The sequence below is a fragment of the Sphingomonas piscis genome (assembly GCF_011300455.1).
GTDB lineage: Bacteria > Pseudomonadota > Alphaproteobacteria > Sphingomonadales > Sphingomonadaceae > Sphingomicrobium > Sphingomicrobium piscis.
Genome location: NZ_CP049869.1, coordinates 642,382 through 658,729, shown reverse-complemented (window position 1 = coordinate 658,729; position 16,348 = coordinate 642,382). Strand labels below are relative to the sequence as shown.

The following is a 16,348-nucleotide window of genomic DNA, read 5'->3' as shown; positions in this document are numbered from 1 at the left end:
CGGCGTCCCGAAGAAGAAGCAGGGAGTGAAGCCGCGCATCCAGCTGTTCGGTGACAGCCATGCCCATGCGGTCCAAACCGCGATATTGAAGCGGGAGGGAAAAGGGCAGCCGGTGCCGCTTTCGGCCCATCGGCTGCTTAAGGAAAAAAACGGCGTTCGGATCGGCACCACCAGCTTCGAGGCTTTTCTTAGAATCGTCGGCGACCTTGAGCCGAAGGATGTGGTTGTCTCCATGATCGGAGGGAATCAGCACGCGGTCTACAGTACCATCCAACACCCACGGCCATTCACCTTTCTGTTGCCGTCCGGACATCAGGCGGTCGGCGAAGGACTGGAACTAGTACCTTTCCGAACCATCGAGCACCTTTTCGAAAAGGGTCTGCGCTCAGGGGACGGGCGTTCGCTTCAGGCATTGCGGGAGGCGACCTCCGCCCGGGTAGTCCACGTTCTTCCGCCGCCGCCGAAGGAAAGTAACGACCATATCGCGAACAATCACGAGACGACGTTTGCGAAAGATCTTGCGCGGCGAGGAGTGTCTTCTCCCGAGCTGCGCCTCAAATTCTGGCAATTACAGCGGCAAGTTCTGGCCAAGCTTTGCGCAGAATATGGCATCAAACTCATCGATCCGCCTGCAAGAGCCGTGAACGAGGCGGGATTCTTGCGGCCGGAGTTTTACGCCAACGATGCTACCCACGGTAATTGGCTCTACGGCGAGCGTGTTCTTAGGGACATTGAGAAACGGTTCTTAGGGACGTCGGGCAAAGCTCGAGAGAAAAGCTCATGAAACATCCATATAAGTCGCTCCCAGCAAAGGCATTCTGGCGCAAATCCGTTGCGGAACCTGCTCCTGCTGACGTGGACCCGGTCGGCGAGTTCAATGTTCGGATTGGCGTTGACACCAAGGTTGCAACCGCCGGCAGCTGCTTTGCTCAGCATATTGCGCGTTACCTCAAGAACTCCGGCTACAATTACTATGTTGCCGAGGCGGGTCACCCCATCGTGCCCGAACAAATTCGCGCCAAGCATAACTACGGTCTTTTCTCGTGCCGCTACGGCAACATCTATACGGCGCGCCAATTGTTGCAGCTGTTCAAGCGTGCCTATGGCCAGTTTCTTCCGGCTGAAGATGCCTGGAAGGAAGCTCCCGATCATTTTCTCGATCCTTTTCGCCCCACAACGCAGCCAGGTGGCTATATCTCGCTCGCCGAGTTGAAGGCGGATCGGAAGCAGCATCTCGCCGCCGTTCGTGAGATGTTCGAGAAGCTGGATGTGTTCGTCTTCACACTGGGCCTGACGGAGTGCTGGCGCACCCGGAGCGACGGGGCCGTCTTCCCGATTTGCCCGGGCGTAGAGGGAGGGAAGTTCGATCCCCGGCGCTACGAATTCTACAATCAGCCGGTTGAAGACGTAATTGCCGACCTCACGGAGTTCAGGAATTCGCTGAAGGAGGTGAATCCGCAGGCGCAGATCATTTTCACCGTTTCCCCGGTTCCGCTGGTGGCAACGGCCCAGCCCGGCGCACATGTCTTGTCCGCGACGACTTACTCCAAGTCGGTCCTGCGTGTAGCCGCGGAAACGATGCGCCTCCGGTTCGACAATGTGCATTACTTCCCGTCATATGAAGTCATCACCGGATCGTTCAACCGCGGCGCCTATTACGCGGCAGACCTCCGCAACGTGGTCGAGGACGGGGTTGCTCATGTGATGCGCTTGTTCCTTGCCCATGCCACAGGTGACGGCCCGTCGGAGGCTCCAGCCGCGCGTCCGCAGCCCGCAAGCCAGCAGGACGAGCATCTGGCCGCGGCTCAACGGATGATCGAGGTGGAGTGCGACGAGGTCGCCTTGGACCGCGACTAATCATGCGCTCGATCCTGATCACCGGCGGGGCGGGCTTCATTGGTACCCATCTAACCAGAATGGCCGTGGGCGCAGGGCACGGGGTCACGATCCTCGACAATCTGTCCCCTCAGATCCATGGCGACCAGCCGGATTACGTTCCGCCTCCTGGCGCAGAGTTCCTTCATGGCGACGTGACCTCTCGCTCAAACCTCGAGCAGGCGCTCCGGGGCATCGATACGATCGTTCATCTCGCTGCCGAGACGGGTACGGGTCAGTCGATGTATGAGGTTGACCGCTACTATCGGGTCAACGTCCAGGCCACCGCCACGTTGTTCGACATATTGGCGAACCAGCAGCATGGTGTGCAGAACATCGTTCTGAGCTCAAGCAGGTCGGTCTACGGCGAAGGCGCTTACCTTTGCCACAGCTGCGACCCGGGCGGAGCACGTAGATACCCCGGTCCCCGATCTCCTCAGCAACTTGCCGACCACCGGTGGACGCCGGTTTGCCCGGTCTGCTCAGGCGACATTAGCGCGACCGCTACGCGCGAGGACGACAAGCTCAGTCCTGCCTCGATCTACGCTGCGACCAAGCTTGCGCAAGAGGATCTGGTGCGCGTGGGGTGCGGAGCCCTGGGAATTGCCCACGCGATCCTGCGGTTCCAGAATGTCTTCGGCGAAGGTCAATCGTTGAGGAACCCATATACGGGGCTTCTTTCGATTTTCTCGACGAGGATACGGCTCGGGCAAACGCTTCCGATCTTCGAAGATGGGGAGGAAACCCGCGACTTCGTCCATGTCGAGGACGTCGCGCAGGCGATGCTCCGTAGCATTGAACAGCCGATTGGCAGCGGCGCGACATTGAACGTCGGTTCCGGCCAGCCAACCTCGATCATGGCAGTCGCCAAGCTGTTAAGGGACATCATGGGCGGGCAGGTCGAGCCGCACGTGACCGGTCAGTATCGTGTCGGTGACATTCGGCACAATTTCGCAGACCTTTCACAGCTTGCGAGCACGCTGGGCCTTCGACCTGCCGTTACCGTCGAGGATGGGCTGAGACGTTTCGTCCGCTGGGTTCAAGATCAGCCCGTCCCGGAAGACCTGCTCGAGCAAGCCAATGCTGAGTTGAAGGCGCGCAATTTGATGGCGTGACTGGCGGTGTTGATGCCGCCGATTCAATTGTTTGGCCCAGGGTTGACCTATCCGCGCCCTCGCCACAGGAGCGTCGCGTGATTGCAGATATTACAGCAGATTCGGGCAGGATCCAGACCAAGTGGCTGGATCTGGAATATGGCGAAGTAACCCATCAGGGCAAACCGATGCGGTTCGCGACGACGGGGTCCTCAAGCAAGAAGCGGCTTCGCACCCTCTTTTCCAAAGAACCCATCACCCTGGCGTGGATGGACACGTTCGCTGAGGGTGAAACCCTGTACGACATCGGCGCGAACGTTGGGATGTATACGGTTTATGCCGGCGTGATGCGGAATGCGGAGGTTTACGCCTTCGAGCCCGAAGCGCTCAACTATGCCGAGTTGAACAAGAACATCTTCCTCAACAATCTCCACGGGCGCGTGCTCGCTTACTGTCTTGCGCTCAGCGACGTGGACAAGGTCGATAGGCTGCTGTTGAGCGACTTCGGCATCGGCATTTCCTACCACGATTTCGAAGAGAATAGCTGGACGGAAGACAAGGCGTTTGCCGCGGATTGGGTGGTCAGCAAGGAAAACCGCCGCCCGCAAGGCTGTATCGGGCGAACACTCGATTCACTGGTGAAGGAGGGCATACCGGCCCCACACCACATCAAGATCGACGTCGACGGCCTTGAGCATCGTGTGATTGCCGGGATGATGGAAACGCTTCGTCAGCCGGAGTTGAAGACCGTGCTGGTCGAGATCAACTTCGACAACCCAAAGAACCTGGCGATCATCGACACGATGGTTGAAATGGGCTGGCGCTTCTCTTGGGATCAGCTTCGCATGCACCGCAAGGTGAAGTTCACGGTTGAGCAGATCCAGAATTACCAAAAGAAGGGTGCCGGCGGGCTGAACTACATCTTCTATAAGGATGCTTCGCTGGATCGGGTGTTCGAGAGGGCGTTCGAAAGCTACGTGCCGGGCGAGCCGATCGATCTGAACCAGTTCGTCGAGGGCTAGCGCGGCACGATCGCGGGACGCTGAACCTGGTTCTGCTGTAGTACGGCATCACGCCGGCATGGCGTAGAAGGTTTGATCATGTTGCAAGTTGGCGGCCTGTATTTTCCGGATCTGGAGAACCACTTCACGAGGTTCGGTGATCAGGTTCACGATTATCAAAAGCGTGACCGCGAAGCGGCATACCCGTTCGTCAAGAGCTGGCGACGAGCGCTGGACGTCGGCGCCAACGTCGGCATCTTCTCGCGCGATTTCGCAAGCCGGTTTGACGAGGTGGTCGCGTTCGAACCGATCCCGCGGGTGCGGGAGTGCCTCACGTTGAATGTTCCGCAGAACGTCCGGGTTGAGCCTTGCGCAATCGCTGACGAGGTCGGCACCCTCAGCATGTATCCCACCGCCAAGAATTCCGGTGGTTCCTTCATCTGCAACCACCCGCAGGTCATGACGCCCGAGGGTGTGCAGCTCAAGGCGAACAGGGCCATCGAAGTCGAGGTCCGAACAATCGATAGCTACGACTTCGATGCCGTCGACCTCATCAAGCTAGATATCCAGGGGGCGGAATTCGCAGCACTCGTTGGCGCCCGCGAAACGATCCTGCGGCACAAGCCGGTGATCATGGTCGAGGAAAAAGGCTTCAGCGAGGCCCATGACGAATTCATCCGCAAAGCGGCCGATCTACTTGTCTCCTACGGCATGACGCCCAAGGAAAAGGCCCAGTCAGACCGCATCTATGTCTTCGAAAACTGACCGGATGTGACTAGACGGGTCCTTTGCTGCTAGGCTTGAGACCTCGCTAGGGGCACGTGTCACAAAGATCCGATATGGAAGCGAGCCGCACACCGGTCAGTGATTTGGTCGCCAAAGCGAAAGCTGCGGCTTCAGCAGGCGATTGGTCCGCAGCGGTCGAGGCTCTCGAGCCTGCGGTGGAGGCACAACCTCAAGAGGGAGAGTTCCGGCTCAAGCTCGCGCAGGCTTATGAACGGCTTGGCCGCCCCGATGATGTAGTCAAAGTCCTGAGCGGACCGGCTGTTGCGGAGTTTCCGCAGCCTAAGCGGATGCTCGCGTCGGCCTACATGGCCATGAAGGACTATGCGGCCGCTTTGCCTGTGCTGCAGCTACTTCTGGCCGCCGACCCGAACGATCATAAGCTTGCGCAGTGGAAAGAGCGTTGCGAGCAGAAGCTTTCGAGCCGCAAGATCGTTGCCGGCGTGCAAGCGGCGAAAGCGCTAGCGTCTGCTGAGCGCTTCGAGGAGGCTGAGCAAGCCTATCTCGACCTGCTCGCCGAATTCCCCGACCTTGTCGAGGCGCGGGGTCGGTTGGCTAGCCTGTACATGCTCCAGAAAAGGTGGGGGGACGCGGTTCCCCATCTGCAGGTCGGGTTGGCCCTAGACCCGAGCAGTACGGAGTTGAAGACGACGCTTGCCCGCGCATTATTCAAGTTGAGCAAAGCAGCGGAGGCACTCGCCGTGCTTACGAGCCTCGGCGATGCCGAACTCGACCGCGATCTTCTTTTTCTACAGCTGCGCTGCCACTTCGAATTAGGTCAGTGGCAGGCTGCTGAGCAAGCCGCTTCGCGCTTGCTGGCGAGGTTGGATAGTGCCGACCCTCTGAGTGCCGAAGCTGCAAGCCTCAGGGACGATGCGCTCGCCGGGCAGGAACTCGAACACGCCGATTATCTAATCAACGCGGGCGACATAGCGCGCGCGATTGCTCGATTTCACGATATTGTCGGCAAATATCCGGCATCCGCCCCGGCGTGGCGCAAGCTGGCGACCACCCTGCTCGGTGCCGAGCGCTTCGCCGAGGCAAAGGACGCCCTGCAGCGATATCTCCAGCTTCGGCCGGATGACGGGGAAGCACGCCGTGCCTTGACGCGGATCGTCGTCGATAACTCCGACGAGAAGGCTGTCCTCGACTACATACAGGGAACGATCGCCACCGGCTCGGCCGATATCGACGGCTACCGTTGGCTCGGGCGGTACCACGCCGATCGCGGGGAATGGGAAGACTCCCTATCAACCTACCGGCAAGCGCTCGCGCTCGAACCTCAAAGCCCGTCCGCCCGTCTGGGAGTAGGCCGCGCGCTGGAAGGCCTGGGACGCCGAGCAGCGGCACTGGAGGAGCTGCACATTCTCATCTCTTCCGGCGCCAAGGTGGTGGAGGCCTTGCAGCTCAAGGGCCAGCTCCTTGTTGAACTTGGACGGCTCGACCAAGGCATCGAGCAGTTCGAACGTGCCCTTCTCGAAGCCCCAAAGCATCCGCTGATCAGTTGCAAGCTGGCGAATGCTCTACTTCTGAAGGGCGACGTCGAGGGTTTCCACCGTCTCAACGACCGGCGGCTGGAGCTGCCCAGCTTTGTGGAACGGGAGGTGGTGCCGCCGTTCGAGTGGTGGACCGGGCAACTTGCAATCGAGGGCAAGCTGCTCGTCTGGGCAGAAAATGGGCTCACCGCTGGTGAGAACATCATGCACATGGCGAATCTGCGGCACCTCACCGGCCTGGGGTTAGGCATCATGCTCGAAGTGCCGCCCGAGATGGTCAGCCTTGTGCGCCGCTCCCTCGATGGCATCACCGTCGTAGCGGCAGGTTCCGGCCCTCCGCAGGGGATTAGCCATCATCTACCCTTGGGCAGTCTGTCCAAGTGGTTCAAGCCAGACCTGGCCTCGTTCGACACCATGGCGCCCTATGTCGCCCCGGACCCTGGGGCTGTTGCTGCGCAACGCGCACGATTGCAGGCACAAGCGGGTGAGGGGCAGATCCTCGTGGGCCTGGCTGGGCCTGCCGAGGACAATAACGCTTCCCTGTTGATGAGGCGGATCGCGGCACCGGGTTTGTCGCTCGTCGAGCTTGAGCGCGGCGAACCCGATACGGGCAAGGTCGGAGCGACAGATTTGGACGACCTTGCGGCCCTCATTGCGGCCATGGACCTAGTCGTCTGCGGTGAAGGCCTGATCGCGCATCTGGCCGGTAGCATGGGCGTGCCGACATTCGTCCTGCTTCCGGCAACACCGCGGCCCTATTGGCTGGCAAAAGGTCGCAACTGCATCTGGTACCCCAATACAACCCTTATTCGACGTTCCCACATCGACGAGAATTGGGCGGCGGCGTTCGAGGCGGCCGGCAGCGAAGTTACGGACTGGGCGACCGCTTACGACGGCTCAAAGTGGCTAGTTCCTTCAGCCGAGGTGAAGCCTGCGATCACCCTTCGAGAGAAATGCGACGCGGTCCGAGCTTACGTCATCCAAGGCCGTGCAGCTTTCTCAGCCTACGAGAGTGCGTTCGAGCTGCTCCAGCAAATTCCATCACCTGAGCGTCCGCCGGAGCTGAATATGCTTCTGGGGTCCTTGTTGGACCGATTTGGACGCTGGGACGAGGCTCGGAGCCACTTTGAATCCCTTCGGGCCGATCAGCAATTCGATGCGCAGCTGGAGGAGAGGATACTCTCTGTCAGCCTAGCGATGTACGATCTGGATTACGCCTTGCCGATCGCCCGCCGATTGGCGGAGGGCGACGCTGCCTGCCATGTGGTGGCCGCGAATATTCTCTATCGCGTGGGGCAAAAGCAGAGCGCCCTGGACGAGCTACGCGCCGCATCGCTCCGCCAGGTCCAGTCCGACCAACTGGCGGTCCTTGCCGGGACGATCTTGATCGAGATGGGACGTGTCGAGCAGGCGGAGCAGTACCTCCGCGAACAGGCGGCTGTCTTCGAAAACCCGGATCTATACACTTTGTTGGGCCGGACAATTTCTGCCCAGAGCCGCTATGACGAGGCATTGGCCAGCTTCGACCAAGCACTTGTTCGCTCGCCAAATGATCCGGCCGCTAACTTCTGGCGGACTCAAGAGCTGATCGGTTCGGGCGCTGGAAACCCTGCCTCGCTACCGCCGCTGCTTGGGGAACTCCCCGACGCTTCACCCGAGGACCATGTCGTCTTCTTTGCCGCCGACAGCGGCTATTTCTTCCAGCATGGCCTCGTCCTGATCGCGTCGCTCGCAACCAAGTCGCCGGGCGCCAAATGTCATGTCCACCTGATCAATCCGGATGAGGCCGTCGCTCCTGCGATCGATCTCCTCAGGAGCATCTATCCCGGCCTCGAGATCAGCCTTTCGTTCGAACATCGGGATTTTACCGGCCTTAGCGTCGATTACGTGCGCACCTACTATGCGTCGGTCCGCTTTGTTCGGCTCGCTGAAGTGTTTGCACGCTCACCGGCCTCTTACCTGAGCCTCGACGCAGACTGCATCGTGCGCGGCAATGTAGCGGCCGTTGCGTCAGATTCGGACAATGCCGACGTGACGGTCCGGATGCGTTTCGACGAACGTCCGCACGCCGGCGTCGCGGCGGGGGCATTGACGCTGCGCCCGACGGAGGGCGCCCGTCGTTTCATCGACAGGTCCGCCGAACTGATCCGAAGCACGCTGGAGACGGGCGAAGCCGTGTGGTTCCTCGATCAGGTAGTGTTGAACCATGCGGTGCGGGAGCTTGGCGGCGATGAGGTCCAGCTGGCGCAAATGGACATGAGCTATATCGACTGGTTCTTCCGCCAGGACAGCCTGGTCTGGACCGGGAAGGGACCGCGCAAGTTCCAACACGAACGGTACACCTCGGAGGTCGCACTTTATCAAGAGCTTCTCGAAGGCGCGGGACTGGCCGAATTGAAGCAGGATAGCGAGCGCCGACATTCTCCCGACCCTGAGCCCGCTACCAAACCCTAGCGTTCGCCTGAGCGGTTCCGGCGGAATGGCCGAACAGCCCGCTTTATCGATGAGAGCCTGACGTTCACCTCGGGATGGTTGCAATCCGAAGTTGCGTGCTGAAAGGCGTCAGCGGGTATACGGACCGCCGGAGCTACAATTGTGCCACTTGAGAGCAGTCGGCGAGCCTTTTTGCTGGACGGAGGCGGAGCGGCACTTGGCGCCACGCTTCTGCAAGTCGCAGGCCGCGTCGACAGCCCCACGCCGTTCACTCCATTTGGCGGTGCCGGCGTCAGCCCTATGTCTTACGGGGCGAAGGGTGACGGGAAGTCCGACGACCGAGCTGCCCTCCTGGCTGCCGTCTCATACGCCTTCGACCGCGGTCTACCGCTTGATGGCGGGGACAAGCTTTACGGCGTCAGCGACGACCTTGTCATCGCGAGCAAGTCGAGACCCTGGATCGTCAGGCTTCGACTAAGAAACATCAACTCGGTTCACGACAGCCAGATTCTCGCTTTCAAGGATTGCGAGCAGGTGCGGATCGATAGCCTGTATCTAGACACGGGCGACATCGCAGATGTCGGGGATCGGGAGAGTCGGTCAGGCCTGCGGATCGAGGGCGGGAGCGGCCACCGCGTCAGGCAAGTCGAAGCGACGGGCAAGGGGAAGGGCAGATACGTATTCCTGCGTGGCTGCACGGATAGCGACTTCGAGGACATCTATGTTCACGACGGGCTGTTCCACGATCAGAGCATCCACAACAACGATCCGCGGGTCTTCGTGGAAGACGATGTTGTCGAGGGCATACGGATCGACGACTGCTCCAATTGCCGGCTGATCCGGCCGAGGGTGCGGGACCTTCTCGGAAATGCCACCTATTATACCGCCTCAGGCTTCGTTCCCGGCAATTATCCTGCGTCCAAGGTCGAAGCCTTCCCCAACATGCGGACGCGAGGGATCAGCGGCGGCGGCAATGACGGTGTCACCATCCTGGATCCGCAGATCAGCAATGTCGATCAGGGCATCGACCTCAGCGGATCCGGGGGCAATTGGGGCAACAAGAAGGTCAACGTCATCGGCGGCCGCACCTTCAACTGCGCCAGCGTTGGCGTGAAATATGGGGGCAGCCAAGCGAATGCTTGGTCCTTGGCCACACGGCGGAGAACTGCGGGATGTTTGGCTTCATCCTCGGCGGCTCGACCGCGACATTGAAGAGCGAGAATATGCAGCTGTCCAGCTGCGTGTCGCTGAACCCTGGTTTCAACGACATCCATACCGATGCGGGCGACCCAGGGAGCCCTTTCTACAAGCAGAACGCCCATACCGGCTTTCTGGTCTTTGCCCCTTCCGATGCGGGCATAGACGGCGTGGTGCTCGACAATTGCCAGGCCATCGACCGGCAGGGTTTCTACTTGCTTGGAGATGACGATCCCTGGGCGCTTGCTGGTGCCACCGCCGCGCGAATGCAGTTTCCGTGGAGAGGATACAGCGGGACCTATTCGGCGACCTTCATGACCCGAGGCGGCACGGTGACCAGGTCGGTTGCGCTGACGTCGGGTTCGACCCAAGTCACCTGGACGGGAGGGCTGGCAGCGCCCATCAGCCATCCCTTCGTCTCTCTGCCGCACAAGATGCAGTACGGCTATATGGCGCACAATGAGGTGGGCGCCGCCCTTGCCTTCAACCAGACGACGCGGCGACCGATCACGCTGAACGATAATTGCGAAAGCGCTGGTCATTTGGTGGCTCGGCAGTTCGGCTTCCATCGAGACCTTTGCCACCTCACGGCGACGTCACCGCAGACCATAAGGAGCGGCGCCCATCTCACCGTGGAGTTCGACAGAGAGAACGAAGACACGATGGGGATGCATGACGGAGGAGGCGCAACGGCGTTCGTGTACCCCAAGCGGCCGGGAACCTACCGGGTGCATGGGATGATCGCCTTCGAGACGGCGTCGGCGGGTTACCGCCGTGTTGAGGTAAGGGTCGACGGGACGGCGGTGTACACGCTGCCAGTTGCTGCAGTCGTAGGTGAGCGTACCGTCTGTCTATTCGACATTGATGTCGAGATTGGTGCCCGGCAGGTGGCGACTAACGTCAAAATCAGTATCTGGGCAGAACAGAATAGCGGCAGGAGCCTCGAAATCGGAGCGGACCGCTGGGTGAAACTTGAACGCGTGAGACCGGCATGAACCTCAACGAACTCGGACTGAAGCACAGCACCGACAAGGCGTCCCATGGCCACAATTACCTTGACCTCTATGAGGAGCTGCTGGCGCCGTTCCGCGACCGGGGCAACCTTCGCATCATCGAAATCGGCGTTCACGAAGGAGCGTCGCTCCGCGTCTGGAAAGACTTCTTCCCAGACGCGCAGATTGTAGGCGTGGACATCAAGGAAGCATGCCGCGCCCACGCCGACACGAGCATTCAGATCGAGATCGGTGATCAGGGGGACGAGACGTTTCTCCAAAGCCTGATCACGAAACACCCCGCCGACATCATCGTCGACGACGGTTCGCACTTCTGGTCTCATCAGATCGACACGTTCCGACTGCTCTTTCCGCAGATGAGGTCGGGCGGCTTATTCGTGTGCGAGGACCTTTTGACCTCACGGAGCAAATGGGTCGCGGCATATGGCCGCCCATATACTATCCCGGCGGCAACATATTTCGGTCGCCTAGCTGCTCAATTCGCCGCTGAAGGATTTGTGTACGGCGAGGCGAGTGACACTGAAATGCGGGACTTGCAGCAGCAGATCGCCTGGATGCGCTTTGGACCTGGCTTTGTTGCAATTCGGAAGGTCTGAGGGGAACACGCAAGCCTCTACAACCAGGTTTCTTAAGCCTCCGTGCCCGAGCCGAATATCGGAGTCTTGCGGCCTGGAACGGGGTTCCATCCCGACAACATCTCGCGGGTCCAGTGGAGGGCCTCCAGGACATGCTGCGGGTCGGCATCGGAATTGGTCCGGTAATTGTCGAAAGCCTGATCGACCAATGACACGAAGCGCTGTTCGAGCTCATTGTCGTTTGTTGCCCGGACGGCGCAGGCGACGAGCGTCGCCATGGCGATCTTCATCTGTCGGACATTCTCCGGCTTCAGACCGCTCTCGGCGGGAAGCTGTGCAACCTCGGCTTCACGTGTTTCTGTGTCATCCTGCACGTTCATATATTCCTCTTTGAGATCAGGGCCGAACGGCGCTCGGAGCAGTTGAGAAAGCGTGGCACGCTACCAGCGCCAGATCCTAATCCGGTGAGACACTTTGCCTCAAGCTGCTGCGGGAGCAGAACGGTAAGCTTCACGATTTCTGGCCCTGAAGCGGTCGGCGATCTCAAGGTAGTGCAAGGACGGATCCTTCATCAGCTCCTTGGGGACGGAAAAGTCGATCGAGAGCGCACGTCGACCGTAAAAGATCTGGTGCGCCACCTGCCTACTATCCACAATCCAGACGTCTCCCGGCTGGAAAAAGCTGATGTGACGGGGCTGATTATCCCACCATTCCCTTGAATTTTGCCCATAGAAGCTCGCGTTCAGCCTGCTCCAGACCTCGCCGCGGCTGAGGTGCTCGAGTTCTTCAGGCGGCAACTTCCCGACTGCCCGTTCCACCATGTCGCCGATCCGCCAACTCGTATGCCAGATCCGGGGCTGCGTATCGAGATTGATGAACATTCGCGCAAAATGCTGCTCATTCTCGTTCTTGTAGGTGTCCACGTGCATGTTTTCGGCCATGATCGTGTTCAGCCTCAACATGACCTTGCACCGATCGAACGCATAGTCCGCAAAGATCGCCCGGTAGGCCGGAATCAGGTGGCCGGTGAGGCGCTGAAATTGCTCGATCAAACCGTCAGCTGTCACATCGTCGACATCCCTGACCGTGAGGGCCTTTTTCAATTGGCGGCGCTCCTCCGAGGGCGACGCATCGACTTGCAGGAGTGGCCCGAATTTCTTCAGCTCCGGGTATCGATCCGTATCCAGATTGGCCCAGAACTCATGGTCGATCTCGGCGGATAGGTTTGGGAAGAGGACAACCTTCGCGTCCTCATATTCATCTACAAAGCTTCGCGCAGTGGCCTCCGAGGTGACCTCCGGCGCGGAGATGAAATAGTTGGGCAGGTTCGGGTTGACGAACAGCTTGGGCATGGGTCCTACAGGCAACTTACTGGAAAGTATCGGAAATCCAAATCTATCCTGCTGCCCTCGCCGGGCGGCTGCTGCGTGCCGGACCTTGACGCTTCCAACCCGCTTCCCGTAGATTCCTTCACGATACAGGCAGGAACTTTCAAGTCCAAATGGCTAAGATTGTGCGAGATCCGCTGGTCGCGGATTACATCGTCGAGCACGATGTCAAGACCGAGGCCGATTGCTCGGAGGTCCGCCGATTGTACGAAGAAGGTTGCCTGGTCCTCCTGCGGGACGTCAGGTTCGATCTCGATTATCCCTTCCTCAACAGCCTGAACTTCGATGTCGAAGGTCCAGCCGACATCATGCAGCGCGTCAAAAAGTATGGCGGGCACAAGATCCTCGCACTGACGCCGAAGAACACGGGGCCGCTCGACCAATTCGTGTTCCAGAACGTGTTCGGCTCCGATGCCGGAAAGCTGAGCTATTTCCAGGAGCAGGTGAGAAGCGGAAACGCGCAGTCCGATGCGCTATATGCGCGGCTGTTCCCGAACTACGTTTCGACCCGCGCAATGTACACGTGGCGGTTCACCGAAACCATGTACGAAGACCTTCATTGGGACGTGTTCGGGATAGAGGAGCATTTCCACCAGGTTCGGATCTTCTCCAATCTCGCGGCATCGCCGCGGCTTTGGCGCGTCAGCCATCGCAGCGACGAGTTCGCCGAACGCGTATATCGGGATGCGGAACTCCGGCGGTTCGCGGGATCGAACGGTGACGATCTCCTGCGGGCGATGAACAAGTCCGCCCTCTATTCGAAGACGCCCTGCCTGGATCGTCAGCCCAAGCATCACATCGCGTTCGCGCAGGGTGATGTCTGGGTGTGCGAGACGCGTATCGTCGCCCATCAAATCTATCATGGCGAACGGGCCTTCGCCGCCATGTACTTCAGCGAAGCAACCACCATGGATCGGCCGGAACTGGCCTTCGAGGCTCGGATCAAGCGCGTGCACGACAGGCTCGCCTCCGGCGAGACGTCGGCGCCGTTGGAGCCCGCTATCTAAGATCCCGGGATCGGCGCTCAGCTACTTGAATAATTTGCGAACAAAGCCTTTTGCGCGGCGGGACAGCTTCTTCGCCTTGCCTGAAATGCTCGCTTCGACGACGTAACGCTGCATCGCCGCAAGTTCTTCGTGCCTCGTCTGCAATTCGGATTTCAGCTTCTTGAGCTCAGATCTGAGCTGCTTGAGTTCAGCGGTAGCCTCCGACAATTTCGTTCGGAGGTTCCCGTTTACCGCGGAAATCTCCTTTCGGCGGTTCCAGCTCGCGACGATTTCCTTGTTTGCCTCAACAAGCTGAGCCTGGAGAGCCTCGCGTAATTCCAGTTCTCTGGAAGCTTCTGCACGAAGCATGGTCACCGCCCGCTTCCTCTCCTGGAGGGCGGTACGAAGCGCGCTTATGTCCAGCTCGGCCGACCGGGGCTCGAGATCTTCTGTGCCTGACGACGCAGTGTCCATTGACGATTGGCCATTACCTAGAGTTGCGAAGATCAAGCACGCGCATCTGATCCGGGGTGATTTTGACGGTGAGTTAGTGGAAAGTAGGTGCGATAGGCAATATGCGAAAACTGGGCTATCCGCTGCCCCACTTGCCTTGTCTGCGCCGCGCAGGGACATTATTGTCATAGCGCAAGCAGTTGAACAAGAACGATAATCGGGTCCTTGAGGTCCGCATGATGGACTGAGGTTTCAAGCGGAATGGCCGGAGATCATAGCGAGAACCATCACCTCGATCGCAGCCTGACCGATCTGCTGAAGGAGGCCGAGCTGAGCCTCAAGCCGCTCGTCGATGAGGACTTCCTCCAGCGCAACGACTATCTTCGGAAACGTTTCAACGACCAGCAGATCCTTGAGGTCTTTCGTTTGTGCCTGATGAGGCCAGCGGGCCACCACTGGTCTCCGGTGTACCAGGTGTTGCTGTTGCTGTTCCAGGCGGCCTGTTCCGACTCCTACCAGATCAGCAAAGAGCATTTCGGCAAGGTCGGAAATTACCTGCTCCACCGTGTGCGGGCGGGATCGCGACCGGTCATCTACTCCTTTGGGGTCGGCAACGATGTGACTTTCGACACTGAAGCCGCGGATTTATTCGAGGTGCCTGTCTACATGTTCGACCCGACCCCCGCGGTCGCGGACTTCATGAAGCAATATGAGGGCGACCAACGGCTCGTCTTCAAGAACCAGGGCATTTTCTCCCGGGATGCCGAGTTGAAGCTGTATACCAGCGACAAGGTGCTAAATTCGTCTCTTTACCCGATCCACGGTAAGGAAAAGCACGAGATCGTGCGCTGCCGGACGCTTGATGGGTTCATGGCCGAGAATGGCCATGACCGCGTGGACATCCTCAAGATGGACGTTGAAGGCGTGGCGGACGACGTGCTCGAGCAGATCATGGACGAGACGCAGATCCGGCCCTTGCAGATCGTGACCGAGTTCGAGATCAAGGGCATTGAAAACCCGTTGACCTACTTGCCGCGGCTCCCCGCCGTCGTGCAGAAGCTTAAGGATAACGGCTACATGATCTTCAACCAGCTCCTGACTCGCAAGGCGACGATCGAGCTGATCATCGTGCACCGAAGCCTGTACGAAGAGTTCGACGCGGGCGATCCCAGCGGCTATTTGCCGCAAGCGTAAACATTGATGTTCAAGAGATGATGATTGCTCCGATGAACGACGTAACAAAGGTCGAGTTGGACCCTCGTTTGGAAACGCCGATCCTGGTGATGCCATGCCCAGCGGACCTGAACGACTTTGCTGAGCCCGATAGGCAGCGCGAGATGCGGGAGTTCTACGCGAAGCCCGGTATCATCGTGATCGATCAGGTCATAGGCGAACCGGTGCTTACCGGTCTACGCGAGGGCCTCTCCGACTATCGCCGCAAGTTCAAGGAGAAGTTCAACTTCGGCCGGCCGGACACGGAAAGCTTCAGGTCAGCGTACGATCAGGCGATCAAACGCATGACCGACCTCACAATCGCCCTGTTCGGTTATGATCTGAAGGATGGCGGCACCATGTCGTATCGTCCGTTGATCACTGCAGACGAACCCCTCCACTACGACACGTACGATGTTCCATGCGGCCAGATGTCGCTGATGTCGGTGCTGAACTTCGACCACCGCCCACGAAAGTGGAACGTTGGGCCGAGCTTCAGGGAAATCTGCCGGGACAGCGCGCCCGACCTTGAGGAGATTTTAAAGAAGAAGAAGCCGGGCGAGTCCCCCAGCGTTCCGATCCGGACGGCAGGGCTCAAGGGCTTCGGTCCGCTGAAGGACGGTACGCCACTACACCGGATCGAATTTGCTCCCGGCGCGGTCTGGTATGCCAACCCCAAAGCGATCAGCCATCAGATCACCTACGGCGGCGGAGCGCACTTCCAGCAGTGGAACATCGACGTTTCCGATTGCGGATGCCAATCCTGCATTTTCGAAGCGTTCGAGGTGAACGTTCCCAACCTTCGAACGCCTGCTCCCGCTTCTGCCGCCTGATCGACTATC

The 16,348-nt window shown here is 59.4% G+C and carries 15 protein-coding genes; 12 read left to right on the top strand and 3 right to left on the bottom strand.

What is annotated here, in order from left to right; translation table 11 throughout:
- Positions 1–25: 25 nt before the first annotated feature.
- The 9 genes from G7077_RS03310 (at position 26) to G7077_RS03270 (ending at position 11,488) form a co-directional block, all read left to right on the top strand.
- Positions 26–784, top strand: a complete 759-nt coding sequence (locus tag G7077_RS03310) for a hypothetical protein (protein WP_166410480.1) — start codon at positions 26–28, stop codon at positions 782–784.
- Entirely contained in the window at positions 781–1,857 is a 1,077-nt protein-coding gene (locus G7077_RS03305) for a GSCFA domain-containing protein (protein ID WP_166410479.1), read from the top strand. Before G7077_RS03310 ends, G7077_RS03305 begins: the two co-directional genes overlap by 4 nt.
- Positions 1,858–1,859: 2 nt before the next feature.
- Positions 1,860–2,990, top strand: coding sequence for an NAD-dependent epimerase/dehydratase family protein (locus G7077_RS03300; RefSeq protein WP_206367680.1), 1,131 nt, complete (start codon positions 1,860–1,862; stop codon positions 2,988–2,990).
- 77 nt (positions 2,991–3,067) lie between these two features.
- The gene (locus G7077_RS03295) at positions 3,068–3,991 is read left to right on the top strand and encodes an FkbM family methyltransferase (protein WP_166410478.1); all 924 of its coding nucleotides are present in this window, start codon (positions 3,068–3,070) and stop codon (positions 3,989–3,991) included.
- Between the two features lie 78 nt (positions 3,992–4,069).
- A complete protein-coding gene (locus tag G7077_RS03290) occupies positions 4,070–4,735 on the top strand; it encodes an FkbM family methyltransferase (RefSeq protein WP_166410477.1) in 666 nt (221 codons plus the stop codon).
- Positions 4,736–4,809: 74 nt separating this feature from the next.
- The gene (locus G7077_RS03285) at positions 4,810–8,703 is read left to right on the top strand and encodes a tetratricopeptide repeat protein (protein ID WP_166410476.1); all 3,894 of its coding nucleotides are present in this window, start codon (positions 4,810–4,812) and stop codon (positions 8,701–8,703) included.
- A gap of 171 nt (positions 8,704–8,874) precedes the next feature.
- Entirely contained in the window at positions 8,875–9,894 is a 1,020-nt protein-coding gene (locus tag G7077_RS03280) for a hypothetical protein (protein ID WP_166410475.1), read from the top strand.
- On the top strand, positions 9,855–10,874 hold the full coding sequence (locus tag G7077_RS03275; protein ID WP_166410474.1) for a hypothetical protein: 1,020 nt from the start codon (positions 9,855–9,857) through the stop codon (positions 10,872–10,874). Before G7077_RS03280 ends, G7077_RS03275 begins: the two co-directional genes overlap by 40 nt.
- A complete protein-coding gene (locus tag G7077_RS03270) occupies positions 10,871–11,488 on the top strand; it encodes a class I SAM-dependent methyltransferase (protein WP_166410473.1) in 618 nt (205 codons plus the stop codon). The genes G7077_RS03275 and G7077_RS03270 overlap by 4 nt, the downstream gene beginning before the upstream one ends.
- 32 nt (positions 11,489–11,520) lie before the next feature.
- Here the strand turns inward: G7077_RS03270 and G7077_RS03265 are convergent, their stop codons facing one another.
- The gene (locus tag G7077_RS03265; protein WP_166410472.1) at positions 11,521–11,847 is read right to left on the bottom strand and encodes a hypothetical protein; all 327 of its coding nucleotides are present in this window, start codon (positions 11,845–11,847) and stop codon (positions 11,521–11,523) included.
- A 99-nt stretch (positions 11,848–11,946) separates the two neighbouring features.
- Entirely contained in the window at positions 11,947–12,819 is an 873-nt protein-coding gene (locus tag G7077_RS03260) for a Kdo hydroxylase family protein (protein WP_166410471.1), read from the bottom strand.
- A 149-nt stretch (positions 12,820–12,968) separates the two neighbouring features.
- Between G7077_RS03260 and G7077_RS03255 the strand changes: the two genes are divergently transcribed.
- The gene (locus G7077_RS03255; protein ID WP_166410470.1) at positions 12,969–13,862 is read left to right on the top strand and encodes a hypothetical protein; all 894 of its coding nucleotides are present in this window, start codon (positions 12,969–12,971) and stop codon (positions 13,860–13,862) included.
- Between the two features lie 21 nt (positions 13,863–13,883).
- On the opposite strand, the gene G7077_RS03250 is transcribed toward G7077_RS03255, so the two are convergent.
- Positions 13,884–14,216, bottom strand: a complete 333-nt coding sequence (locus G7077_RS03250; RefSeq protein WP_166410469.1) for a hypothetical protein — start codon at positions 14,214–14,216, stop codon at positions 13,884–13,886.
- Between the two features lie 339 nt (positions 14,217–14,555).
- On the opposite strand from G7077_RS03250, the gene G7077_RS03245 reads away from it, so the two are divergent.
- Together G7077_RS03245 and G7077_RS03240 are read left to right on the top strand one after the other, a co-directional pair.
- Entirely contained in the window at positions 14,556–15,488 is a 933-nt protein-coding gene (locus G7077_RS03245) for an FkbM family methyltransferase (protein ID WP_166410468.1), read from the top strand.
- A 32-nt stretch (positions 15,489–15,520) separates the two neighbouring features.
- Positions 15,521–16,339, top strand: a complete 819-nt coding sequence (locus G7077_RS03240) for a hypothetical protein (RefSeq protein ID WP_166410467.1) — start codon at positions 15,521–15,523, stop codon at positions 16,337–16,339.
- Positions 16,340–16,348: the final 9 nt, after the last annotated feature.